Annotated in this window: 26 protein-coding genes; 8 read left to right on the top strand and 18 right to left on the bottom strand. The window is 69.2% G+C overall.

Annotation, left to right across the window (positions count from 1 at the left end; translation table 11 throughout):
• The 5 genes from ACIBEC_RS18500 to ACIBEC_RS18520 all read right to left on the bottom strand — a co-directional run.
• Positions 1-636, bottom strand: a 636-nt coding sequence (locus ACIBEC_RS18500; protein WP_396287973.1) for a DUF2637 domain-containing protein, incomplete at its 3' end; no start/stop codon positions are given.
• A 26-nt stretch (positions 637-662) separates the two neighbouring features.
• Positions 663-1199, bottom strand: coding sequence for a WhiB family transcriptional regulator (locus ACIBEC_RS18505; RefSeq protein ID WP_360493427.1), 537 nt, complete (start codon positions 1197-1199; stop codon positions 663-665).
• 112 nt (positions 1200-1311) lie between these two features.
• On the bottom strand, positions 1312-1629 hold the full coding sequence (locus ACIBEC_RS18510; protein WP_360493430.1) for a hypothetical protein: 318 nt from the start codon (positions 1627-1629) through the stop codon (positions 1312-1314).
• A complete protein-coding gene (locus tag ACIBEC_RS18515) occupies positions 1629-2990 on the bottom strand; it encodes a helix-turn-helix domain-containing protein (protein WP_360493433.1) in 1362 nt (453 codons plus the stop codon). The genes ACIBEC_RS18510 and ACIBEC_RS18515 overlap by 1 nt, the downstream gene beginning before the upstream one ends.
• A gap of 194 nt (positions 2991-3184) precedes the next feature.
• Entirely contained in the window at positions 3185-3526 is a 342-nt protein-coding gene (locus ACIBEC_RS18520) for a hypothetical protein (protein ID WP_360493436.1), read from the bottom strand.
• A 354-nt stretch (positions 3527-3880) separates the two neighbouring features.
• On the opposite strand from ACIBEC_RS18520, the gene ACIBEC_RS18525 reads away from it, so the two are divergent.
• Entirely contained in the window at positions 3881-4306 is a 426-nt protein-coding gene (locus ACIBEC_RS18525; RefSeq protein WP_360493439.1) for a helix-turn-helix transcriptional regulator, read from the top strand.
• A gap of 366 nt (positions 4307-4672) precedes the next feature.
• Here the strand turns inward: ACIBEC_RS18525 and ACIBEC_RS18530 are convergent, their stop codons facing one another.
• Positions 4673-5491, bottom strand: a complete 819-nt coding sequence (locus tag ACIBEC_RS18530; protein WP_360493442.1) for a helix-turn-helix transcriptional regulator — start codon at positions 5489-5491, stop codon at positions 4673-4675.
• 399 nt (positions 5492-5890) lie between these two features.
• On the opposite strand from ACIBEC_RS18530, the gene fabG reads away from it, so the two are divergent.
• The 4 genes from fabG to ACIBEC_RS18550 all read left to right on the top strand — a co-directional run bounded on the left by fabG (position 5891) and on the right by ACIBEC_RS18550 (position 9639).
• A complete protein-coding gene (fabG, locus tag ACIBEC_RS18535; RefSeq protein ID WP_360493445.1) occupies positions 5891-6598 on the top strand; it encodes a 3-oxoacyl-ACP reductase FabG in 708 nt (235 codons plus the stop codon).
• Positions 6599-6825: 227 nt separating this feature from the next.
• A complete protein-coding gene (locus tag ACIBEC_RS18540) occupies positions 6826-7185 on the top strand; it encodes an ImmA/IrrE family metallo-endopeptidase (RefSeq protein WP_360493448.1) in 360 nt (119 codons plus the stop codon).
• Positions 7186-7201: 16 nt separating this feature from the next.
• Complete coding sequence (locus tag ACIBEC_RS18545; RefSeq protein ID WP_360493451.1) at positions 7202-8443, top strand: MAB_1171c family putative transporter; 1242 nt, start codon at positions 7202-7204, stop codon at positions 8441-8443.
• Between the two features lie 14 nt (positions 8444-8457).
• A complete protein-coding gene (locus ACIBEC_RS18550) occupies positions 8458-9639 on the top strand; it encodes a cytochrome P450 (protein ID WP_360493454.1) in 1182 nt (393 codons plus the stop codon).
• 148 nt (positions 9640-9787) lie between these two features.
• On the opposite strand, the gene ACIBEC_RS18555 is transcribed toward ACIBEC_RS18550, so the two are convergent.
• From ACIBEC_RS18555 to ACIBEC_RS18590, 8 genes are all read right to left on the bottom strand, one after another.
• On the bottom strand, positions 9788-10813 hold the full coding sequence (locus tag ACIBEC_RS18555; protein ID WP_360493457.1) for a hypothetical protein: 1026 nt from the start codon (positions 10811-10813) through the stop codon (positions 9788-9790).
• A 108-nt stretch (positions 10814-10921) separates the two neighbouring features.
• Entirely contained in the window at positions 10922-11389 is a 468-nt protein-coding gene (locus ACIBEC_RS18560) for an NUDIX hydrolase (protein ID WP_360493460.1), read from the bottom strand.
• Positions 11390-11465: 76 nt separating this feature from the next.
• Positions 11466-12410, bottom strand: coding sequence for an aminoglycoside phosphotransferase family protein (locus tag ACIBEC_RS18565; protein ID WP_360493463.1), 945 nt, complete (start codon positions 12408-12410; stop codon positions 11466-11468).
• A 270-nt stretch (positions 12411-12680) separates the two neighbouring features.
• Entirely contained in the window at positions 12681-13046 is a 366-nt protein-coding gene (locus ACIBEC_RS18570; protein WP_360493466.1) for an HIT domain-containing protein, read from the bottom strand.
• Positions 13047-13323: 277 nt separating this feature from the next.
• Complete coding sequence (locus tag ACIBEC_RS18575; protein WP_360493469.1) at positions 13324-13776, bottom strand: NUDIX domain-containing protein; 453 nt, start codon at positions 13774-13776, stop codon at positions 13324-13326.
• A 235-nt stretch (positions 13777-14011) separates the two neighbouring features.
• Complete coding sequence (locus ACIBEC_RS18580) at positions 14012-14530, bottom strand: GNAT family N-acetyltransferase (RefSeq protein WP_360493472.1); 519 nt, start codon at positions 14528-14530, stop codon at positions 14012-14014.
• Positions 14531-14728: 198 nt separating this feature from the next.
• A complete protein-coding gene (gene serS, locus ACIBEC_RS18585) occupies positions 14729-16015 on the bottom strand; it encodes a serine--tRNA ligase (protein WP_360493475.1) in 1287 nt (428 codons plus the stop codon).
• 436 nt (positions 16016-16451) lie between these two features.
• Positions 16452-16838 carry a GNAT family N-acetyltransferase gene (locus ACIBEC_RS18590; RefSeq protein WP_360493478.1) on the bottom strand — a complete coding sequence of 129 codons (387 nt, stop codon included), beginning with the start codon at positions 16836-16838 and terminating at the stop codon, positions 16452-16454.
• A 249-nt stretch (positions 16839-17087) separates the two neighbouring features.
• Between ACIBEC_RS18590 and gltX the strand changes: the two genes are divergently transcribed.
• The 3 genes from gltX to ACIBEC_RS18605 are packed head-to-tail and all read left to right on the top strand — an operon-like array spanning position 17088 to position 18906.
• The gene (gltX, locus tag ACIBEC_RS18595; protein ID WP_360493481.1) at positions 17088-18449 is read left to right on the top strand and encodes a glutamate--tRNA ligase; all 1362 of its coding nucleotides are present in this window, start codon (positions 17088-17090) and stop codon (positions 18447-18449) included.
• Positions 18449-18598: a hypothetical protein gene (locus ACIBEC_RS18600; protein WP_360493484.1), complete on the top strand. Its 150-nt coding sequence runs from the start codon at positions 18449-18451 to the stop codon at positions 18596-18598. Before gltX ends, ACIBEC_RS18600 begins: the two co-directional genes overlap by 1 nt.
• Positions 18595-18906, top strand: a complete 312-nt coding sequence (locus tag ACIBEC_RS18605) for a DUF397 domain-containing protein (RefSeq protein WP_360493487.1) — start codon at positions 18595-18597, stop codon at positions 18904-18906. Before ACIBEC_RS18600 ends, ACIBEC_RS18605 begins: the two co-directional genes overlap by 4 nt.
• Positions 18907-18973: 67 nt before the next feature.
• On the opposite strand, the gene ACIBEC_RS18610 is transcribed toward ACIBEC_RS18605, so the two are convergent.
• The 4 genes from ACIBEC_RS18610 to ACIBEC_RS18625 are packed head-to-tail and all read right to left on the bottom strand — an operon-like array spanning position 18974 to position 21616.
• Positions 18974-19693, bottom strand: coding sequence for a class I SAM-dependent methyltransferase (locus ACIBEC_RS18610; protein ID WP_360493490.1), 720 nt, complete (start codon positions 19691-19693; stop codon positions 18974-18976).
• 53 nt (positions 19694-19746) lie between these two features.
• Positions 19747-20577, bottom strand: coding sequence for a hypothetical protein (locus ACIBEC_RS18615; RefSeq protein WP_360493493.1), 831 nt, complete (start codon positions 20575-20577; stop codon positions 19747-19749).
• A gap of 3 nt (positions 20578-20580) precedes the next feature.
• A complete protein-coding gene (locus ACIBEC_RS18620) occupies positions 20581-21429 on the bottom strand; it encodes a hypothetical protein (protein ID WP_360493496.1) in 849 nt (282 codons plus the stop codon).
• Positions 21410-21616, bottom strand: coding sequence for a hypothetical protein (locus ACIBEC_RS18625; protein ID WP_396287974.1), 207 nt, complete (start codon positions 21614-21616; stop codon positions 21410-21412). Before ACIBEC_RS18625 ends, ACIBEC_RS18620 begins: the two co-directional genes overlap by 20 nt.
• Positions 21617-21703: the final 87 nt, after the last annotated feature.

The raw sequence follows: 21703 nt of genomic DNA on the forward strand, positions 1-21703 counted from the left end.
CGGACCGGACGGACCCGCTTGGTCTCCACTGACCAGCCGAAGGCGCGGCTGCTCGGTGAGGGTCTGGCCGTGGTCGAGTTCCGGGCTGTCCGAGCGGCTTCGGCGGAATCGGGTTCGCCACCAGGAGCGGACCGTGCTCGGTGTGGTGGAGTCGGTCCGCTCGGTTCGAGCCGTGACCGTCTCCTCCTCGACGACCTGGGCGTCGTCCGGTTCGCTGTGCAGAGCAGTGGAGGCGGCATGGCGCGACATGACGATGTAGAGGTGGGTGGCGCCGCCGAGCACCAGCGGGGCGATGGTGCTGAGCGCGCCGACGGCCGTGTTGTTCAGGTGGAGGCCCTGGTCGGGCGCAATCTGCTGGTTGAGGCGGACGGCGTGGGTCCAGTTGGCCCAGACGCTGGTGGCCGTGGCGCTGCCGAACACCGACCAGGTGTAGGCGCGGGCGCGCCACGGCGCCTCCTTCAGCACGACCAACGCCCGTACTCCGTAGGCGATGAAACCGTCGACCGCCAGCGGGAACAAGTACGAGAGCTCGGGGCGGACGTGCATGGCGACGGCCATCTGCTGAAGAGCGTCGTAGCTCAGGGTGCCGCCGACCGCGCCCATCACGCCGATCGCGGCCTTGTCCCATCCGGACATGCGGTTCGGCGTACGGCCAGGCTCGTTCATGCCGCCACCGCCGCTAGATCGGGGTTGAACTCGGCGGCGATGCGCTGCTCTCGACGCAGCAGGAAGGGCTGCTTCTCCAGCTGCGCGCGGGCTTCGCGCAGTCGGGTGAGTGCCCTGGTGCGGCCGATGCCGAGCACGGGTGCCCAGATTTGCGGGTCGAGGCCGAGGATGGCGGCCACGACGGAGACGCTGTTGCGCTCCTCGCGGGAGAGGCCAACAGGGCGGCCGTTCAGTGCGGCGACGACCCGGTCCTCTTCCCATCGGCCGTTGGCGTTGAGTTTGTGCAGGACGAGTCGCTCGCCCTCCGTGATGCCGCCGCGGATGCCACAGCGGTCGTTGGTCTCCAGTGCCTCGGTGAGGCACTCGTCGCTGACGCGGCAGCTTGCGCAAATCGCCTTGGCGGCTTGGGTCTTCGCGGTCTCGTCGGGCGTGGGGTAGAAGCGATCGGGCTGCGCATCGCCGGCGCAGGCGGCGCGCCGTACCCATGTGTGGTCGCGTCGGTGGTTGGTGATGGAGGCGATGGTGCTGGACACGGGGGTGGTTCTCCGGGTGGGTCCGCTGCCGCAGGGGCGCGGAAGTGCGGGGCGGGCGGCGGCGCAGCCGAGGTCGAGTGGGTTGGTCGCGCTGGTGCCGGCCGTTCGGTGACTAGCCGGGTCGCTGGCCGGAGAGACGGGGGGCCGTCTCTCTGGCCAGGGTTCTGATCCGCTGGTCGACGGCCGGGCTCGTCCGCGAGTCGGCCGGCGCGCTGGGGCGGCTGGCCTGCAGCTGCGCGAGAGCGCGCAGGTATCGGGGCGAGGCGTCCGCGCGGGCCTTGGTCTTGGCGACCTGGGCGGCTCCGCTGTACGTGGCAGCGCGGTGGGGTTCCTCGGTGGAGCGGCCGGCGGGGCACTTGCTCGCCTCGGCGCGGGTTCGGCGCAGGACGGGGCGGGCGAGGTCGACGCCGCTGTTCTCGTTGTGGCTCATCAGGCGGTTCCTGCTTTCAGGTGGCTGCTGGTGGTGCGAAGGCGCAGGACGCGCTCGACGAGGTCGTGCCCGTAGATCTGCTCGGCCTGGTCCCGGCCGGCCAGGGCCAGGGCGGAGGTGACGAGTTCGGGTCTTCCGGTGAGGTACTGGCGCCATGCCGTGGTGCGGACCTCGCGCTGCTCGTCGCTGGTCGGCACCTCGTCGAGGACCACCAGCGGCTCGCGGCGGGTCGCTCTCGTCCAGGCGTCCTGGACCAGGCGCTGAACGGCGGAGCTGCGCGGGGCCTGCCAGGTGCCCTGCCATTCGGCGTGGCGCTCCTTGGCCGCCTGCGGGCTGTCTCGCCACCAGGCGACGATCGCCGCGCGCTTGGCCGCGGTGTCGTAGAGCAGTTCGGCTCCGGCCAGGCGGGCGGTCAGGAAGCCGACCGGGCGGTGGACGCGGCGGGCGGGCGCCCGCTGGGCCAGAACCGCGATGACCTCGTGGGCGGTCCAGCCGGCGTCCGCGAGGTGGCGAACGGCCCAGGCGATCCGGGCAACCGGGCTGCCGCTGAGCCACGGGACCTGCCGGACGAGTTCGAGGGCCAGCTGGTGGCGCCGTCCGACCGCGTTCAGCTTCCGCCGGATCCGCTTCTCCGGTCGAGCCTGCTGGTCTTTCCCGTGTCCGAGGTCGCCCTCAGAGGGCTTGTTGGTAGGTGCTGCAGGAGAAGAAGTAACAGCACCTGCCCCCATTGGGGTGCAACGGGAGGATTTCGCAGAGGAGTTGATGCCGGCCTTCCGGGCGCCTCGTCGCTTGGAGCGGCGCACGGTCCGCGCGGCCTTCTTGCCGAGCCGAGCGAGGGCGTGGCGGCTCTCGTCGGAGACGACGCCGACGACGGTGCGGATGAACGTCTGGGACGCGGCGGTCCGCAAACCGATGGTTTCGTCGAACGCCGCGGGGATGGTGCGGACGAACTCGCTTGCCCTGGCGGCGGCCTGGCGTATGCGGGTGCCCTTGAGGGTGTAGGTGAGCAGTCCGGACTCTCTCAAGATCGACAGGTGGTACTGCACGGTGCGCTCGGACACCTTGAGCACCCGGACGAGGTAGTCGACACCCGGTCTGCACGGGGTGAGCTGGGCGAGCAGCTCGGCGATGCGGACCGTAGTGCTGCCGAAGCGGGGGCCGTGGGTGCGGGCCGGGGTATGGGCCTGGGCGTCGCACACCCAGTGGACGGCTTGCAGCCAGGTGTACGGGTCCGGTGCGATGCGTCCGGAGGTGGTCGATATCCACTGAGCGGGGTCGGGCACGAGCAGGCCGGAGCCGCCCGTCGCCTTCTGCTCCTCCTGCGCTTCGGAGGCGCGGACGGGCAAGGTGGGGCTGGGCACGGAAGTCCTGGTTTCGCTGGGCACGGCGGCTTGGCGCCACGAGCTGTCGCAGTTCGGGGCACCGCGCCGGCGGATTCGGGCGGTTGTACGCGCAGGGGAGCAGCGGCCTCGTGTGGGTCGAGGCAGGACGGATCACCGGTGCTCGCCGGGGTCGGCGGGGCCGGGGTGGTCAGGCTGCTGGGTTGTGCCCTGGGTCAGGCCGCCATGGCGGAGGGCTCGGCCGCGGTCACGGTGGTCAGCCGCCCGGTGGCGAGGTCCAGCTCGTGGGCGAGGCGCGAGTCAAGGCCGGGGAAGTGCTGGACGATCCAGCGGGCCGCCATCTGCCGCTCGGGGAGCGACTGGGGCACGGGCCACCGGTGGACGTCGAAGGCACTGGCCGTGCGGGGGAATCCGTGCGATCCGCGGTCCAGCCGGACGATCGCAGAGTCCGGCGCGAGGAGGCCGGCGAGGGCCTCGACGAAGGAGGACGGGGCGGTGGCGATCTCGATGCCAGCGGGCCGGGTCGACACCGCGGTTGTACCCGAGAAGGAGGACATGGGAGACTCCTGAGCTGGAGACGCCCGGCTGCGTGGTCAGATACGAAGGCCGGTCATCTTCGGACGTGATCGACGTCCTCGTGGTACGAGGAGCCCGGGAGCGCCAACTCCCGGGCCCTCGACGAGGGCGGCCGAGGCGGCCCGCTCAGCGGGCCAGTGGGCCGGCCAGCTCCCCGGAACAGCGCGCCGAACAGCGCGCCGCCGAGGATCGGACACTTTATTGCCCCTTCGACGTGATCAACGTACACCAAAATGCCCCGCTCGTGGGCACTAGATTGCCCCCTAGAAGTGCGTGCGAGCACGATCAGGCACTAAAGTGTCCCCGTGGGACGATCCGACACGGGAGGAGTGGCGATGGTCGAGCACATCGACGCCGATGCGGGGGTGGCGCGCATCGCAGCGCGGCTGGGCTATCTCTTCGAGCACCGGCACCCAGAGGGGCGCGGCCCGTACACGATCGCCGAGGTCGTGGCCGGCACCGGCATCAGCGAGTCCTCCATCAAGCAGCTGAGGCGCGGGGCCAAGGCGAACCCGACGATCAACACCCTCACCGCGATCTCGAGCTTCTTCGACGCACCGCCGACGATCTGGGTCGTCCCCGACGACGAGGTGGAGACGGTGCTCGCCCGGCGCGACCTGACGACCGCCATGCGGGACTCCGGCGTCCAGTCGATCGCGCTGCGCAGCCAGGGCCTCAACGCGAGGAACATGGCGCGCATCACGGACATGATCGACATGGCGAGAGAGTCCCAAGGGCTCCCCCCGATCCCCCCCGCGTAACCCCCGAAGCGCGAAGTTCACGCTCCATTTATTTTTCAACTTCATCTATGCGCGTAGACGGGTAAGCGCTTCCCGCTCGGAGCCACCCCAATGCCCCACCCGCCCTGGCGGCAACTGGCAAGACACTCAGCGCGCTTGGCCCCACGGGGCGGCCATGCCCCCGAGGCCCCCATCGACAGCGCGCTCGCCGTTGCGATACGTCGACTTCGGAGTCCTGCAACCGGCCGACGCGAGGCACCGGGGCCCGGCACCGGCCGGCGTCGGCTTCAGTCACGCACCTGCCGATGCTGCGATCGTTCTGGCCGGCAGCATCGGCAGGCCGAGGTGGTCGGAGTCCCTACGGCTTCGGTCGAGTCGAAGAACGCTTCAGGAGCCGTGGAACGAGATGATGAGGCGGAGCTTCGTGTTGCGCAGGGGGGCGAACGCCATGATTCGACAGGGCACCTTGTCGTCGCCGCCGTGGGGCATCCGCATGTACCTGACGTCGCCGTCCGGGTGGACGTAGTAGTCGTGGCGGTCCCAGAGCTCCTGCGCCTCGGGGCAGCCCTCCATGATGTCCCGCACGAGCTCCTTCAGTTGGACGTTGTCCGGGTGCTGCGCCGCTGCGGTTCGGATCTGCGCCAGAAAAGGAACGGCCCAGCCCTCCTTCCAGTCGACCAGCTGCTCGCGGGCCTCGGGGTAGAGGAAGCTCCACCTCATGATGTTGCCGCTGTACACCCACGGATACATCGCCCGGTCGGGACTGTTGTGGGCGACGACGTTCCAGGCGACGTCGGAGATGTAGGCGGGATTCGGCAATTGCTTCGCGAGAAGGCGCTCCATGTCTCTGTCCATCGCCGCCTTCGCGTCCGGCTCCGCGCCGCGCTCGGTGGGTCCGCGCCCGATCGCCCGGTGGAACAGCGCAAGCTTCTCGGCGTCGTTCAGGCGCAGCGTGTAAGCGAGTCGGTCCAGGAAGTCCTCGGAAAAGCTGGCTTCCTCGCCGTTTTCGAGTTTGCTGTACCAGCGGGCGCTGACCCCGATATAGCGGGCGATTTCGCTTTTCGAGACTTCGGTGGTGCGGCGAGCGGAGCCAGTGGTCTTCACCAGACCCGGGATTGCGTTGGCATCCAGGCGCAGGCGCCAGCGTTCCACCATGCCGGCCAACGTCTCATCGCGGGCTGACAGGCGTTCATGGTCGGTCTTCATAACCGTCGAGTCTAGGCAGCAGCTAACGCTCGGGCTTACCAGGAGGCTGTGGCGAACACCACACCAATGGTGAAGTCCAAGCGATGTAACGAATCGATTTCAGTGCTCGTTTTCGGATGATGACCCGTCAGTAAAAGATGATCATGTGGCCCGATTTCGACAGGGCGTCAGATTCCAGCATCTACGGGCCCTGGGGTCAATTGATTACCTTCCGTTAACCCGACTTGGTGGTAACGCAGCGGAGTCGATGCGCGTAGCACGAACTCCTGATTCCGGAACTCGCAGTTCCGGAAGTGCCAGTTCCGGAACTGCGAGTTCCGACCATGGTGAGGCAGGGTGGACCTACCGGCCGCCGCGAGGTCGCGCCGCCCCCTCACCCCCCACGTTTGGAGCAGACCCATGTCTCGATCCGCCCTCGTAGTCGGCGGCAACCGCGGTATCGGCCTGGCCGTAGCGCGACAGCTCCGTGAGCAGGGCCACCGGGTCGCCGTGACCTCCCGCAGCGGCGACTGCCCGGAGGACGGGCTCCTCGCGGTGCCGTGCAACGTCACGAGCCCCGAGTCGGTCGACGCGGCGCTCTCTGCGGTGGAGGCGGCCCACGGACCGATCGAGATCGTCGTGATCAACGCGGGCATCACCCGCGACACCCTGCTCCTCCGTATGAGTGAGGAGGACTTCGACGCGACGCTCCAGACCAACTTGGCCGGCGCATACCGGGTCGCCAAGCGGGCCGTGAAGGGCATGCTGCGCGGCCGGTTCGGCCGCCTGGTGTTCATCTCCTCCGCAGGTGCGATGACGGGGGAGGCTGGCCAGGCCAACTACGCCGCGTCCAAGGCCGGCCTGATTGGCTTCGCCCGCTCCCTCGCCCGCGAGCTGGCCTCGCGCGGCATCACCAGCAACGTGATCTCCCCCGGCCTGACCGAGACCGACATGACCGCCGTCCTGACGGACTCCCAGCGCGAGTCCCTGCTCCAGCGCGTGCCCATGGGCCGTATGGCCCAGCCGGACGAGGTCGCGGCTGCTGTCGCCTTCGTGACCTCCGACGCCGCCTCCTACATCACCGGTGCGGTCATCCCGGTCGACGGCGGCGTCGGCATGGGGCACTGACCCCGGTTGAACCCGGCCCTGGGCGCGCGAGGGGACGCCCAGGGCCCACCCAAGACCAGCGGAATCCTTGATCATCCCTGGGAGGTGCCGTGCATGCGCGCTCGCTCCGGACTGCCTGCGAAAAGCGGCTCGGGCGCCTCGCTCTACCTCACCGGTTCAGTGAGAGTGACCTGATTGGCGCAGTCGCCTCATTGGTCGGACGGACAATCGAATGCGAACCCGTCGACATGAGGGGCGCATTCTCATGTGGACTGCGTAAGAGATATGCCGACCGTGAGGTCATCTACTACGAGAAAAACGCCTCGGCACTACACCGACGGCAGATTATCGCCCATGAGCTCTCCCATATCCTCTGGGAGCACAAAGGCGAGATCGACCTCGCCGACCTAATGTCGGACGAAGAACTCGCCGACCTGATGGACTGGAGCGTCCTCGGAGTTTCCGCCCGCACGTCGTACGAAACCGACGCGGAGATCGAGGCGGAAATGATGGCCACTCTCATACTTCAGCGCATGTACCGCGGGACCGTGCTGCCCGCCGCTCGCCCCAGCGTCGCCGATGAGCGCTGGGACGCGATCTTCTCCTGACCCTCAAGGAAACGTCGTGATCAACGTCATTTTCGGCGGCATGCCTCTTGTACTTCTCGCCGCCTCGCTCTACTGGGCTTTCCGGCGGCGCCCGGGTCAGCGGCCAGCAGGCACCTGGTCCCTGTCCGCCCTTCTGGCCTGCTTCGCGCTCGCCTTCAGCGCCTACCAGCCGACGCTGCGGGCGGTGGAGGACGCCATCGCCCCAGACCTCTCCCGGCTGGTCAGCAACAGCGCGACCCTGTCCGCGGGAGCCGCCGTCTCCGCCGTGCTCCTCTACCTCAACTTCGACGCGCCCGAGGCCCGCCGGCGGATCCGCTGGCGACTGCGGCTCCTGGCCGTGGCCGTCGCCACCATGGCCACGGCCTTCGCGATCACGCCCGGCGAGCTGATGTGGAGCAGCGTCGAGACGAACGGTGGCCCGGCCGAAGGCCCGACGTCCCTTCACATCTACGCCTTGGCGTACATCGCCTACCTCTCGTACGCCGTCGTCGACTGCCTCACCCAGACCTGGACCAGGTCTCGCACAGCAACGCGGACCACCCAGCGGCTCGGCCTGCGCACGACCGCCGCCGGCTGTGCCGTCGCCCTGGTCTACGCCACCTACAAGACCGTCAACGCCGGGGCGGCGCTGTTCGGGTGGAACGCCTTCCCCGGCGGCCCCCGCTGCTCATCACCCGTCACCCCGGTCAGCTGCGCGTTCAGCGTGACCACGCCGGCCGTCAGCGTGCTGCTCATCACGATCGGGCTGACCCTGCCGGCCATCGTCTGGCCGGTGACGCAGCTCCTCCGGCGCCGGTGGGAGCGTCAGTCCGTCTCGGACCTCGCCCCGCTGTGGAACGACTTGACCCAGGTCTGCCCCAGCGTCGTCTTCCGAACGATCGGTGGTGAGACCGAGACCGACCTCGTTCTCCACCGCAGAGTCGTGGAGGTCTGCGACGGGATCCTCACCCTGGACGAGCACCGCTCGCGCACGGTCCAGCAGGCAGCAGCGGCAGCCGTCGCCGCCACTCGGCACGCCGGGACCGACCGCGGAGCCGCGATCGTCGAGGCGGCCATCGTCGCCGGAGCGATCCGGGCCGCCCGCGCAGGTGCCCCTGCCCAGGACGACCCTGCCCCGCAGGCGGCCGGGGGCGACGCCCGCGAGGGAGACCTGCGTGCCGAAGCACTGTGGCTACGCTCGGTCTCCCGGCAGTACGCGACCAACGCCATCGTCCACCGCGCCTCCGACCACCAGTTCCCGGCGCTCACCGCGGCCTAGGAAGGACAGGCGACATGCCCTCCCCGTTCTCAGACCCGGAGTTCTACCGGAACCGCTATCCGACCTACGCGGCACTGCGCAGCCGATCCCCGATCCTCCCGGTCCCCCTGGGCGGAAGTACGGGGCCGGCGGTTGCCGTCACAGGCTACGAGCAGGCGCGCCAGGCGCTCGCCGCCGACCTCTCCAAGGACACCGCGGCCTACTTCGCCGAGCGTCCGTCCGGTCGCTCGCTCCACCCTGCGGTCGCCCACACCATGCTGCACACCGACCCACCCGCGCACACCCGCCTTCGCCGACTGGTCGTCCGGGCCTTCACCCCCTCCACCGTCGACAACCTCCGCCCCGGCATCCGTCACGTGGCTGAGCAGCTGACTGAACAGTGGGAGCCGGGCAGCGAGGTCGACCTGATCGCGGATCTCGCCGGCCCCCTCCCGGTCACCGTGATCTGCCAGCTCCTCGGCGTACCGCCGGAGAACTGGGACATGGTCAGCGCCCTGTCCACCGACTTGTTCGCCACCGGCGACAACACCAGGATCGACGCGGCCTCCCACGGCCTCGCCGACTACATGACTCAGTTGATCGCTGCCAAGCGCTCCCGGCCGGACCAGGCGCTGCTCTCCAGCCTGATCGCCGTCCGCGACGCCGACGGCGACCGCCTCAGCGAGGAGGAACTGGTCTCCCTCGGCCTGCTGCTCCTGATCGCCGGCCACGAGACCACCACGGCAGCGATCGGCAACGCCGTCCTCGCCCTGCTCCAGCACACGGCTGAGCTGGAGGACCTGCGGGCCCACCCGCACCAAATCCCCACAGCGGTGGACGAACTCCTGCGCTACGACGCCCCGGTGAGCATCGCCACGTGGCGCCACGCCGCTCACACGGTGCAGCTGGGCGACGTCGAACTCTCCGCCGGCACCCCGGTCCTGGTGTCCCCCGGAGCCGCCAACCGCGACCCCGGGCGATTCGCCGATCCGGACCGGCTCGATCTCCACCGCCCGAACGCCGCCAGCCACCTCTCGTTCGGCCACGGCATCCACCGCTGCCTCGGCGCACCGCTCGCCCACGCGGAACTCGAGACCGCACTGCGCCTCCTGCTCGAACGCTTCCCCGGTATGCGGCTGGCTGTCCCAGCCGAGCAGTTGCAGTGGCGCCGCTCCCGCCTCGTCCGGGGTCTGGAGTCGTTGCCCGTCCGGCTGTAGGCGCAGTCGGTGTTGCCGGGGCTCCGTACCCGGCAACACCGCCGCCTCCAGTAGCCGCCGGGTCATGCCCGACGACGGCTCACACGCCCCCAGCACCCGCCGAACAGCCGCCCCACGGCCGCAGGGCGGCCTGGGCTGCCAGCCCGCCTCACACGGCTGAACCGGCCATCGCTGCACGGACCTTGGCCCTCCCTCGCGCCGTCACCTCGGCGCCGTGCACCTCGCCGACAGGACGGGGTTCCGCCCCCTGGCACCGTCGGCACAGCCCCGGCTGCGGCAGCGGATCACGGCACTCCGCACATTCCGCGCCCTGCCGCGCGACCGCTGCCGGGCGCTCCGCCGGCATCTTCCTTTCCAGACGCGACCGCACCACCGCCTGCGGCGAGTAGACGACCTCCGGCAGCCCGGACAGCAGCGCCGTGCGCAGCTGGTCCTCCGAGCCGCCCCGCTCCAGCCACTCCCTGACCAGCGGTGCCAGCGCCGCCGCCTCCGCCGCACCGAGCGGCAGACGCCGCTCCGGTCTGACCGCGCGCATCAGCGCGTTCACCGCCGCGAGGCGCGACTCGTCCAGCTCCGCCGCCGGTTCCACGGTCCGGGCACGGACCAGAGCAGGAGCGGGTTCCTCCGGCCCGCCCTCGTTCCCCGCGGCGCCGCCCTTGTCGACCGGATCCAGCTCTGGGAGGGAGGGTACTTTCACCAGGTCCTTTGGAAGGGCGTCACGTCCAGCGGTGTCCGGCTCACCGGAGCCCGGCGCAGTGGCACCGGGTAGCAGCCCCGCCTGCGGGCGGTCGAAGACATGCGCCTCCGACCGCACCCGACCGCTCGGCAGCCGGACCACCTCCACCCGGTAGTACCCCCACACACGCAGCTCGTCCAGCGCCGCCGCCAACGCCTTACGGCCCTGGGGGCTCGAGTCCGCCATCTGCCGGCAGGTCTCGCGCCAGTCGTCCGGGCGGGACAAGAGGTCCACCAGCAGCCCCCTGGCGGTGTAGGTCATCGCGCGGTTCTGCGCCAACTCATTCGGGACGATCAGGAAGTTCGACGAGTGCGGGCTGCGGTGGATACGCAGGGAGATCCTCCTCAAGCCTCGGCCGGGCCGATCCCGACCGGGGGACGACGGACCATAGCGAGCAACTCGCCACAAGGGAACCGCAAACAGAGTGACGCTGATCACCGTCTCAGGCCCGGCGTGCGCCTGCCGCTCGCGAGCTGGCCACCTTCAGCCGCAGGCTCGCGGCCCCTGCCCTCCGGTCGCGCCCGGGCCAGGAGCGGTGATCGCCGCTCAGATGTAGTCGACGAAGTCGCCCTCAATATGCTCGATGTAAGCCGTTGAGCCGGACCGCGCCACACGGGAGACTTCTCGGAGCAGGTCCATGCTGTGGGGGTTGAGGACGTCACCCCATTGCTCGACCGGGCGAGCATCCCATTTGCTGTGCTCGTCGGGGTCGAGCTGGATCGTCGCGAGCTGCTCGGGGCTGAGAGCTCCACCATCGAAGATCAGTCCGAACTTGTTCGCGGGCCAGGTGACTTCTGGCGAAAGGAAGTGGACGGCGAGCAGCAGTCCGCACACCAGCGTGAGGCCGGTGTCCTGCTCGGTCTCGCGGATTGCAGTTCGGCGCGGCGTCTCCCGGGGCATCTGTCCGCCGGGGAACTGCCAGATCTGCCTCTTTCCGGGCTTGTACACGGAGGAGTTGAGCAGCACCGGCTGCCCGTGCTGGTCGGTGATGTAGAGGGAGGCGTACGCGGGCACCCGGGGAGAGCGGCGATGAACTGCTCGGGCGGGAGCCAGGTGCCGCGCTCCGAGTCGGGTTCGGGCAGGGAGCTGGTCACCGATTCTTCCAGTCGGTCGGGGTGTTGAGGACGTCGGCAGCCCACTGGTAGTGGCCGGTTTCGCGGATGTGCTTGTCCTGCTCGGGGTAGAGGTCGCAGGAGAGCAGGGCGACCAGGTGCAGGTAGTCGGCGAGGTCGTCGCGCCGGTCGACAGGGAGGATCTCGGCGGCGGCCAGCAGGCGGTTGCGGACGGCGACGCGGTCTTCGTCGTACATCCGGTAGTAGGCGCAGGCCCCGGCGAGGTCGTAGAGCGGGTCGCCGAGCAGGGTGAAGGTGCCGAAGTCGATGACGGCGCTGACCTTGCCGTCTGCGACGAGGATGTTGTCGAGGTAGAGGTCGCCATGGATGACGCCTTCGGGGCCGGTGTAGGTGCGGTCGAGCCGCTTGGTGAGCTGGTCGGTGATGCTGTCGACGGCGGGGACGTCGAGGCGCAGGTCGGCCAACCCCTTGGGGAGCTTCTGCTCCAGGAGACGGCGCAGGAAGGCGGTCCAGTCCTCGCCCTGGTGGGCCGGGTCGGGGTCGAGGAGCATGCGCCGGTCGAGCGGGGTGGTCAAGCGCAGGCCGGTGAAGTCGCGGACGGCGGCCAGGTAGGTGTCTTCGGCGGCCGGGTCGGTGAGGTCGAGCGCGTCGCCCATCGGGGTGCCGGGCAGGCGGCTCTCGGTGACGGCCAGCAGGGTGCCGTGCTGCTCGATGCTCTGGATCTCGGGCAGGGCGAAGGGGACGCTGGTGCGGTCGAAGCGCCGGTAGAGGTCGGCAATGGTCTCCAGCGCCTGGCGCTGGCCGGGGTCGGCGTAGACCTTGAGGACCTGGTCGTGGCCGAGGGCGTAGACGCGGGCCTCCGTGCCCGCGGCGATCAGGTCGTCGGAGGTGAGTCCGCAGGCGGCGAGGAACTGGTGCTCGGCGTCGGCGGTGATGCTGCTGGCGTCTCGGCGGGTGATCACGGGTTCGCGCTCCGGGCGACGGCGGTGACGACAGTGCGGTTCTCGGGCCGGACGGGTCCGCCGGTGAAGTCCCCGGCGAAGGAAACGACTGCGAATCCGGTCTGGTGCAGGGCGTCTTCGAGTTCAGGTCAGGAGTACAAGCGGGTGCGGCACGCGACGCCAACCCGACCCCGAGACCGTTCGCCGTACCTCGCGGGTCATCGCTGCCAGGACGGTCGCCCTCGCTCGCCCGCGCCAGCGTCACGCGCGCTGAGCCGCCGGCGGGCTGTCTCAGCCAGGCCCTCCGGGGGGGTCACCGCGGTACAGCACGTGCCAGTGCATGTGCTTCGACTCCTGGTACGCGCCCTCGTTCGTCACGACGCACGCCGCGCCGTACTCCTCCCGCACCTTCGCCGCGACCTTCCGGACGACCCGGAGAACGTCCGCGAGCACCTCTTCGGTGCCGTCGCCGAGGTCGACCAGCGACGGGATGTGCCGCTTCGGGACGACCACGATGTGCACCGGATAGCTCGGCCTGGTGTGCTCGAACGCGAGCACCGTGTCGGTTTCCTCCACCACCTTCACCGGCGTGCGGCGGTTCAGCGCCTCGTCGCAGTAGAAGTCCGAACCCGTTGTCGGCGCGGCCGGAGTCGTCACAGTGCACCTGCCCCTATGGCTCTGCGGCGGCAGCCCGGGCAGGGAAGTGCCGGAAGTCACCGCAGTCGTTGAAGTTGACCACCAGCGGTCCAGGCTACCGCGCATTCTGACGTGCACTCACTTCTTTCGAATGCCATGACAATCGGACCAATCCGACATATGAGCCTGCGAAAAACTACCATCACGTGGGGGACCAGCCCGGCTACCGGCAGCTGAGCAGTCTTGCCGACGTTGTCCGGCCCGTTCAGGCTCAGGGCCGACGGCACCGTCGTGAGGCTCACCACTCGCTCACCGCTCGGATCGCATCGATGTTGGCGGTGATGAAGTCCGCCAGTTGCGGCGGCATGAGCTGGATCCCACGCAGGGCCTCCGCTGTGAACGGCACCCGGACGACCTCGTAGCCGCCGCGCTCGGGCTTGGCGAACTCGGTGCCGGTGCGCGCCTGGATATCCATCTCCTTCAGCCGGGCGACGAAGATGTGCTGAACCCCCAGGCCCTCCTCCAGCTCGTCGGTGATCAGGTGGACGAGCCACGGCGTATGGAGCGCCCCACCCAGCTCCTCGAGCACCTCCCGGTGCAGCGCCGCCTCCACGCTGGCGTCGTCGGGCTCGACGCCCCCGCCGACCGTCACCCAATACGGTTCGCGGCCGGGCTTGGTCCGCAGAATCAGCACCAGCTCCTCTCCGTCGAGAAGGATCGCCCGGGCGTTGCGCCTCACGATCTGGGTCATGCCAGTGGACTCCTCATGGTTGCGACCCGGACGGCGAACTCCGCCGAGAGATCAGCATGACGCCTGACGTACGACATGACATTGAACGATCGCTGCACCGCCGCCGTAGCGCCGCAATGGTTGGGGCCTCGCCGATGGCATCGGCCGGCTGGAACGAACCTCTTGCATCAGGGCGCCGGGGGCGGGCACTTCGGTACTGGCGGCGCTCGGCATCCACTACCTGCAATGTGACAAGTCACTTGGGACGAAGGTCGAGCGTGTACCGCAGCTCGGAAACGGTGAAGCCCCTGATGGTTTCTTCGCGGGCGACGCCGTCGGTACACCAGCCGTGCCGTTCGTAGAACCTACGGGCGCGGGCATTGCCAGTGAGCACCCACAGAGTCGCCTTGTCGAACCCTCGGCGGTGCAGGGCGTCGTGAGCTGCTCGGACAAGGTTGGATGCCAGGCCGCTTCCCCATTGTTGCGGTGCCACGTTCAGCGCCCAGAGCTCTCCCGCCCCGTCCGCGTCCGCGTCGCGTCCAGGACCGACGTGTGCGAAGCCCCGTGGAGTTCCGCACACCTCAGCGACCAAGATGTTCTCTCTCGGGTCACGTTCCCTGCTCAGGGTCAGTTGCCACATTGCCCTACGACGCTCCAGGGTCGTCGCGTCGAGCAGACCCTGTGGCATGAGGCCGGCGTACCCGACAAGCCAAGCATCAAGGTGCACCTGGGCCAGCGCTGGACCGTCGTCGGCGACTGCTTCTCGGATCAGCATGTTGAAGTCCTTCCCCCTGGGTCCCGCCTCTCGGCGAGGCGGGCGACGCCCCTCGGCAGGGCCCTACTGCCATCAGTTGGAGATGACCGATCACCGGGTCCGTGTCCGTCAGATCAGTCAGGAACTACGTGGGCGCCAGCGTCTCGTAGCTGGTCAACGCTGGGCACGCCCGCTGATCCGAGCCTGCCGCCGGTACGACTACCAGGGTTCTGCTGGGGTCAAGAACTTACAGCCGAGCCAGCGCTGCAGCACCAGCGGCACCGCGACGGTGCCGTCCGGCTGCTGGTGCTGTTCCAACAGGGCCGGCACCAGGCGGCTGGTGGCCAGCCCGGAGCCGTTCAGAGTGTGCACGTAGCCGGGCTTTCCTGTTGCAGGGCGGTAGCGGATGTTGCCGCGCCGGGCCTGGTAGTCCCGTGCGTTCGAGACCGAGCTCACCTCGACGTAGCCGTCGATGCTGGGCAGCCAGATCTCGACGTCGAAGGTCTTGGCCATCGAGGCGCTGGTGTCCTCGGCGGCCAGCCGGGTGACGCGATGGTGTAGGCCGAGCGCCTCGACCAAGTTGGCTGCTTTGGTCAGGAGTTCCTCGTGAGCGGTGTCGGAGACGTCGGGGTGCGCGAACTGGAACATCTCGACCTTGTTGAACTGGTGGCCGCGAAGGGTTCCACGGTCGGCGGTGCGGTAGCTGCCGGCCTCGCGCCGGTAGCAGGGCGAGTAGGCGACGTACTTGCGCGGAAGTTCGTCCTCCGCCAGGACCTCGTCGCGGTGGAGGTTGACCAGGGCGGTCTCCGAGGTCGGCAGCAGGAACCGCTGCGGTCCGGCCGGACCCTGCTCGACCGCGAAGACATCCTCGGCGAACTTGGGGAACTGACCTGCGGCGTAGCCAGCCTGATAGGTCAACAGGTGGGGCGGCAGGATCAGCTCGTAGCCGTCCTGAACATGGGTCTCGATGAAGTAGTTGAGCAGCGCCCATTCGAGGAGGGCGCCGCTGCCGCGGTAGACCCAGTTGCCGGCGCCGCCGAGCTTGACGCCGCGCTCGTAGTCGATCAGCCCGAGTCGGCAGGCCAGATCGACGTGGTTTTGCGGCTCGAAGTCGAAGTCCGGACGCGTGCCGTGCTCGCGGACGACCTGGTTCTGCGCCTTGCCGCCGGTCGGCACGTCCTCGTCGGGCAGGTTGGGCAGCTGGTCGAGGAACGCCTGGCGCTCGTCGGCCAGGGCGGTGAGCTGCTCCTCGAGTACGGCAAGGCGGGTACCGAGTTCGGTTGCCTCGGTGCGCTTGGCGACGGCGGCTGGGTCCGTCGGGTCGAGCCGCGCGATCTCGCGAGAGATCTGCTTGCGCGCGGCGCGCAGCGTCTCGACCTCGGTCGTGCCATGCCGGTACTTCTCGTCCAGGGCGAGGAAGGCGGTGAGGTCGATGTGAACGGCTCGCTTTGCCAGCGCGCGCTCGACGCGCTGGGGGTGCTCGCGGAGCAGGGTGATGTCCAGCATTTCGGGTCCCATCGATCAGTCGGCGTGCGACGTGATCCCTTGGGGGCGTGGGCGAGAAGGGAACTCGCGGTGCCACCACGCCTTCGCCGTCACGTAGAGACGGCCTCAACAGCTCGATAACGGGAGCGAACCGGCGGGGCATTGGGCCGTAGCTGGCCGTTCCTCCCCGCACTCGGGAGGGGATTCACCCCAGGACGCGAGACTGCCTTCCCAGCTGCCGACAGCTCTCTCGGCTCGCGTGCCCTGCGGCTACTTGTCTCCGTCAGCGCGTTGCCGAGAGGATAGAACGCCCGGGCGCCACGAGCAACGCAGAATCGCCGTCCGGATTCAGCCGATCATCCTGAGTGACGTCACAACGGTGGGTGTGACTCGAGGTCTTGGCAGCTCAGCAGCCTCCCTACCACCGGTTGTCGTGAGGGACGGCCGCCGAAGCTGCTCACGCCCGGAAGAGCCTCATGGAGCGGGCGTTCTCCTTGAAGCCAAGCGAACGGTACAACCGCTCCCCGTCCGCGCTGGCGGTGAGGTTGACCAGACCACAGCCCTGGCCCCAGAACCAAGCGAGCAGGCAGACCGTGGCGGCTCTACCGTGCCCCTGGTGGCGGTAGCCCGGTTTCGTCAGGACCATGTGCACGTACCCAGTTTGCCCGGAGTAGGTCGGCCCGGGTGGCGCCTGGTAGATGCTCCCGAGTGCGGCGGAGACGAACTCGCCAGCTGGACCATCGTCGACGACGAAACCCGCCATGTCCACGGCGCGAGCAAGTCCGTCCGTCAGGTAGGCGGTGAGGTCCTCGAACCACCGGCCAGTCGGGGGTGCCTTGATCATTTCCGAGCGAAGGCGGGCTATCGACAGCGCGTCCTCCTCTGTCGCTCTCCGTACATCCACCTCGCCTTGTCCTTCGATCGGGTGGCCTCGCGACATGCCTCTGGACAGCCAGGGACGGTCCCTCGCCCACCATCAGGTCAACACCGATCGAGGTGAACGGCAACTCGAACCGATCGACACGGCTACCGTATTCGCGTGACTGTTGCCCCTGCGCCCATCCGCGTCCGCTTCGCTCCGAGCCCTACCGGCATGTTCCACGTCGGTGGCGCCCGCTCGGCGCTGTACAACTGGGCGACCGCACGACAGCGCGGCGGCAAGTTCGTCCTGCGGATCGAAGACACGGATGCGGCCCGCAACCGCGGGGAGTGGACCGAGGGGATCATCAGCGCGCTCGCGTCCATCGGCATCTCGAAGGCGGACCCGACGTTCGAAGGCCCCTACTTCCAGTCGGAGAACGAGCGCCGTCACCGCGAGGCCGCCGCCGAGCTGTACGAGGCCGGCCTCGCGTACTACTGCGACTGCACGCGCGAGCAGGTGACCGAGCGCACCGGCTCCCAGCAACTCGGATACGACGGGTTCTGCCGCGGGCGCGCCCTGGGTTTCGAGGCCGGCCGGGCCCTGCGCTTTCGCACCCCCGACGAGGGGGTCACGGTGGTGGTCGACCTGATCCGCGGCAACCCGGAGTTCCCCAACGCGGCGATCGAGGACTTCGTGATCGCCCGGGGCGACGGCAGCCCGGTGTTCCTGCTGGCCAACGTGGTCGACGACCTCGACGAGGGCATCACCCAGGTCATCCGCGGCGAGGAGCACCTCTCCAACACCCCCAAGCAGCAGCTTTTGTGGCGCGCGCTGGGCGCCGAGCCGCCGGTGTGGGCGCACCTGCCGGTCATCGTGAACGAGAAGCGGCAGAAGCTGTCCAAGCGGCGTGACAAGGTGGCGCTGGAGGGCTACCTGGCCGAGGGCTACCTGCCGCAGGCCATGGTCAACTACCTGATGCTGCTGGGCTGGGGCCCCAAGGACGACGTCGAGATCCGCCCCTACGCCGAGCTGGAGCAGCTGTTCCAGGTGGAGGACGTGAACGGCTCCTCGGCGTTCTTCGACGTGAAGAAGCTGGCCTCGTTCAACGGCGAGTACCTGCGGGCCCTTTCGGTGGAGGAGTTCGCGGCGGCGTGCGCGCCTTGGCTGTCCGCGCCCCGGGCCCCGTGGAGTGCGGAGGCGTTTGACCCGGCGCGGTTCGCCGCGGTAGCCGCCCTGGCGCAGACGCGGATCTCGGTACTGTCGGAGATCACCGCCTACGTCGACTTCCTGTTCCTGGAGGAGCCGGTGCGCGACGAGGCGTCGTGGGCGAAGGCCATGAAGGACGGGGCGGCGGATCTGCTGCGCCAGGCGCGGCAGATCCTGGCCGGGGCGGACTGGGACGCGGCCTCGCTCAAGGCCGTTCTGGAGGAGACGGCCGCGGTGTTCGGGTTGAAGCTGGGCAAGGCCCAGGCGCCGATCCGGGTCGCTGTGACCGGGCGGACGGTGGGGCTGCCGCTGTTCGAGTCGCTGGAGGTCCTTGGCCGCGAGCGCACCCTGGCGCGCCTGGACAAGGCGCTGGCCGAGCTGGCGTGATGCCCAAAGGCCCGCACGCCCTGGTGGTGGACGTGCGGGCCTTGCTCCGCGACTCGAAGAACCTCCAGATCAAACCGATCAGGACCAGCAACCGGTCGATGCAGAACTTCGCCACCGCCCTCCTCGCTGGCGAGCTGGTCGAGGTATGAGCCACCCTGCGGGTACCGCCAAGGCAGCCCTCTACGCCCTTGACCTCAGCACCGCGGTGTGGCTGGCGGCCCCCGGTGGCGATCCCGCCGACCGCCTGGAGCTGGCGTACCTCCCCGAGGGCGCCGTGGCCCTTCGGCACTCGGCCGATCCTGAGGGCACCATCCTGCGATACGACGCCAAGGAGTGGAGGGCCTTCCTACTGGGGCTCGCTGACGGCGAGTTCGACTCCGACATGGGCCTTGTTCTGGCCTCGGTGCCAGCGCTACTTGCGATGGCTGGCGCTTCGCCGACAGTATCGGCCTGCTGAGGTAAGCGCGCTGCCCATCAGAGCACCGGGGAGCCGCATGCCCCGGTGCCAGCGGCGAAGGGCATACTCAAGCGCTGGCCAGCCATAGACCCTTGTACTGGATCTCGGGGTGCCGGTGCTCTCTTGTGGTGGTACCGGCCGGGGTGTAGCCGCAAGACCGCAGCAGGTCCTGTGTTGTGGTCTGGCCTCGTTCCTCGTTGTAGACGCCGATGATCAGCCAGCCGCCAGGGGCGACGACATGGTCCAGCAGATGGGCCACGTACGCTCCACGCAGGTCCGTCGGCACGTAGTCCAGGCCAGTGCGGACGGCGTTGAAGCGATGCGGGGGCGCCCAGCCCATCGCGTTGGCGGTCCAGATCCGATGCGCCCACTTCGGACAGCGGGTTCGGGCGAGGTCGGCGAGGGCGGTGGAGATCTCCACTCCGTAGGGCTCGATGATGATCCCTGATTCAGCTGCCCAGTTGGTCAGGCTCTCCATCAGGTGGCCGTTGGCGCATCCGACGTCGAGGAACGTCCCGCCGTGAGGCGGGAGCAGGTCGACGAGCAGACCGCGGGCTTCTCGCCAGCGGGTCTCGTCGCCGCTGTGGCCGGACTGGGCCCGCGGGTTGTCGCCGTTGAGGTAGGCCGGTTCGATGACGTCCAGGACAGCGGAGTGCCACTCGGCGGCCGTGATCTCGCCCGCTTGGTAGGCGTCGTCGATGGGCGCCAGATCGCGCCAGCCTCGCTCCTTCGCGCTCGCGATGTCCTCGGCGTCGTGACCGCCCGGAAGACGCGCGGTGGGGTCCATGCCTACTCCTTCCCAGTTCAGTGACGATGGTGCAGTAGCAGTACGGCTAGCGTTCAGCTCGCCTGAAGAGCCCGGATCAGTCGCGCGGCCTCGCGCTGCGCGGGTTCCACGCGCGGGTCGTTCGGACCGGCGTGTGGTCCGACGATCTTCGCCAGCACGAACAGCTGCATCAGCGTCCCGTCCCGGCTCTCAAGGTCTGCCCGGCGCTCCCGCCTGACGCTTTCCGCGAGTGCCGGTACGGCGAGGGAGGCGGCGTACAGCGACGCCGAGTCGAGTCCGCGTGGCGCCATTCCCCAGTCCTCCCAGTCGAACATGCAGAACTCACCGGGGCCGGTGACGTTCGCCCAGTTCAGGTCGGCGTGAGCGGGACACCACTGCTCCACCCGAGTTTCGTGCGCTCCGGGAAAGGCGGCCCTAATTGTGTCGTCGACCATCTGTTGCGTGATCCGTTCGGTGTCCGGGGCCGCCACCCGGGCCGTGTGCTGAACGGCCAGCGCTGCCAGCGAGGCGTTCAGTGAGCACCACCACTCATCCGGCAGCTCCGGGTCCACGGTCACCACAGCGGACCCGACCGGGAGCTCCGGCAGCAGCGAGGTCTCGTCCACGTGCCAGATCGCCCGGTCGTCCGGGTCCTGCCATGTCGCCGATCCGTACCAGCGTGGCATCGCCACGCTGGCCAACACCGCTGCGGCTTCGAATCCGTCCCAGCCCTGTTCCCGCGCCCGCGCCCAGGGGCGGCGTTCAACCCGGGCCCAGCTGCCTCGGTCGGTGCCGACCCCGACCGTCCGGCGCTTGCGCACTACGCTCCGCCGGTCCAACCTCGTGCCGAGGCGATGCTCCACCTGGTCCAGGACGTGGTCGACGGGCTCCTGCCGGAGGTCCATGGTCTACCGGACGGAGCCGGCGTCGGTGCCCTGCGGTGGGGTGACACCGGTCAGCTCACGTACCCGGTCAGCGAGGAGAGGGGCGAGTTCTGGGTAGTACCCCCGATCTACAGCCTGGAGCATCTCCGCGAGAGCGATGAGCTGACCGACGCGTCCGGCCGGGGTGTCGAGGATGTCGGCGAACTCCGTGCGGATGCGGTCCGCGACCGCGGGCACGAGGAGGCTGCTGACCCACAGGACCGCGCGGTCGTAGCCGACCGGCACCAGGCCCCAGCGTTCCCAGTCGAGGATCTTGAGCGGTCCGGCGGTCAGGTTCGCCCACTGGAGATCACCGTGCCCGGTGGTCCGCTCGATTTCGGCTGGGGCCGGGATGCCGAGGTACGTCGGGAAGACCTCGCCGACCCACGCCTGGCCCAGAGTGATCTTCGTGCCCGGTGCTTCCGCAATGCCGGCCAGCGCGTTCCGCAGCCCCGTCCACCAGCCATCGTCCAGGCCGGGGTCATCACGGAGGTCCGGGGTCGAGGAGAGCGCGGAACCTACCAGGTCGAAGACGTCGGCCTGGTAGAACCAGCCGGCCTCGGTCCAGTCCACGGTGTCGTGGAGCCGGGGGCGCGGGACGGAGTCGGGGACGAGCTGTTCAGCGCCGAGGGCGCCCTGGCCGGTCGACCGGGGCGCCCTGCGGCGGCTGCTTCTGGAGACCCGGAGCCAAACGTTCTCGGCCCGGCGGCCGATGGTGGTTCCGGAGCTGCCGAAGACCTGCGGTCCGGTGCACACCAGGCCGAGGAATCCGGCGGCCTTCTGGTGCGCTGCCGTCAGGTCGTGCCGGGTGTCGTCATCCGGCTGAAAGGACATCGAGCACCGTCCTGAGTCGTGCGTCGGGGATCGGCTGGGCGAGAGCGTCCCGGGCATCCTCCCAGTGCTGGAGGGTGCTGGTCGAGGTGAGGACGACGTCCAGCGCGGGGCAGGCACTGATGAGCTGGAACGCGGCGGCGTGCGGGGTCGATCCCGGCTGGATGAGGTTCACCAGTTCGGGTGTCATCAGGCCCGGCAGTGGGGCGCCCCCCCGGGGGGGGGGGGGGCACCGACCGCTACCCCGGGGGCGGGCGGGGGGGAGGGGCCCCGGGCC

It is taken from the genome of Kitasatospora sp. NPDC051164, from assembly GCF_044455625.1.
GTDB lineage: Bacteria > Actinomycetota > Actinomycetes > Streptomycetales > Streptomycetaceae > Kitasatospora.

Coding starts and splice junctions, on each gene's coding strand:
- ACIBEC_RS18510 (WP_360493430.1), bottom strand. CDS start 1,629: ATGAGCCACAACGAGAACAGCGGCGTCGACCTCGCCCGCCCCGTCCTG.
- ACIBEC_RS18530 (WP_360493442.1), bottom strand. CDS start 5,491: ATGAAGACCGACCATGAACGCCTGTCAGCCCGCGATGAGACGTTGGCC.
- ACIBEC_RS18600 (WP_360493484.1), top strand. CDS start 18,449: ATGCCCAAAGGCCCGCACGCCCTGGTGGTGGACGTGCGGGCCTTGCTC.
- ACIBEC_RS18520 (WP_360493436.1), bottom strand. CDS start 3,526: ATGTCCTCCTTCTCGGGTACAACCGCGGTGTCGACCCGGCCCGCTGGC.
- ACIBEC_RS18575 (WP_360493469.1), bottom strand. CDS start 13,776: ATGACCCAGATCGTGAGGCGCAACGCCCGGGCGATCCTTCTCGACGGA.
- gltX (WP_360493481.1), top strand. CDS start 17,088: ATGTTCCACGTCGGTGGCGCCCGCTCGGCGCTGTACAACTGGGCGACC.
- ACIBEC_RS18525 (WP_360493439.1), top strand. CDS start 3,881: ATGGTCGAGCACATCGACGCCGATGCGGGGGTGGCGCGCATCGCAGCG.
- ACIBEC_RS18625 (WP_396287974.1), bottom strand. CDS start 21,616: ATGACACCCGAACTGGTGAACCTCATCCAGCCGGGATCGACCCCGCAC.
- ACIBEC_RS18540 (WP_360493448.1), top strand. CDS start 6,826: ATGAGGGGCGCATTCTCATGTGGACTGCGTAAGAGATATGCCGACCGT.
- ACIBEC_RS18580 (WP_360493472.1), bottom strand. CDS start 14,530: ATGCTGATCCGAGAAGCAGTCGCCGACGACGGTCCAGCGCTGGCCCAG.
- ACIBEC_RS18615 (WP_360493493.1), bottom strand. CDS start 20,577: ATGGACCTCCGGCAGGAGCCCGTCGACCACGTCCTGGACCAGGTGGAG.
- fabG (WP_360493445.1), top strand. CDS start 5,891: ATGTCTCGATCCGCCCTCGTAGTCGGCGGCAACCGCGGTATCGGCCTG.
- ACIBEC_RS18605 (WP_360493487.1), top strand. CDS start 18,595: ATGAGCCACCCTGCGGGTACCGCCAAGGCAGCCCTCTACGCCCTTGAC.
- ACIBEC_RS18590 (WP_360493478.1), bottom strand. CDS start 16,838: ATGATCAAGGCACCCCCGACTGGCCGGTGGTTCGAGGACCTCACCGCC.
- serS (WP_360493475.1), bottom strand. CDS start 16,015: ATGCTGGACATCACCCTGCTCCGCGAGCACCCCCAGCGCGTCGAGCGC.
- ACIBEC_RS18550 (WP_360493454.1), top strand. CDS start 8,458: ATGCCCTCCCCGTTCTCAGACCCGGAGTTCTACCGGAACCGCTATCCG.
- ACIBEC_RS18610 (WP_360493490.1), bottom strand. CDS start 19,693: ATGGACCCCACCGCGCGTCTTCCGGGCGGTCACGACGCCGAGGACATC.
- ACIBEC_RS18620 (WP_360493496.1), bottom strand. CDS start 21,429: ATGTCCTTTCAGCCGGATGACGACACCCGGCACGACCTGACGGCAGCG.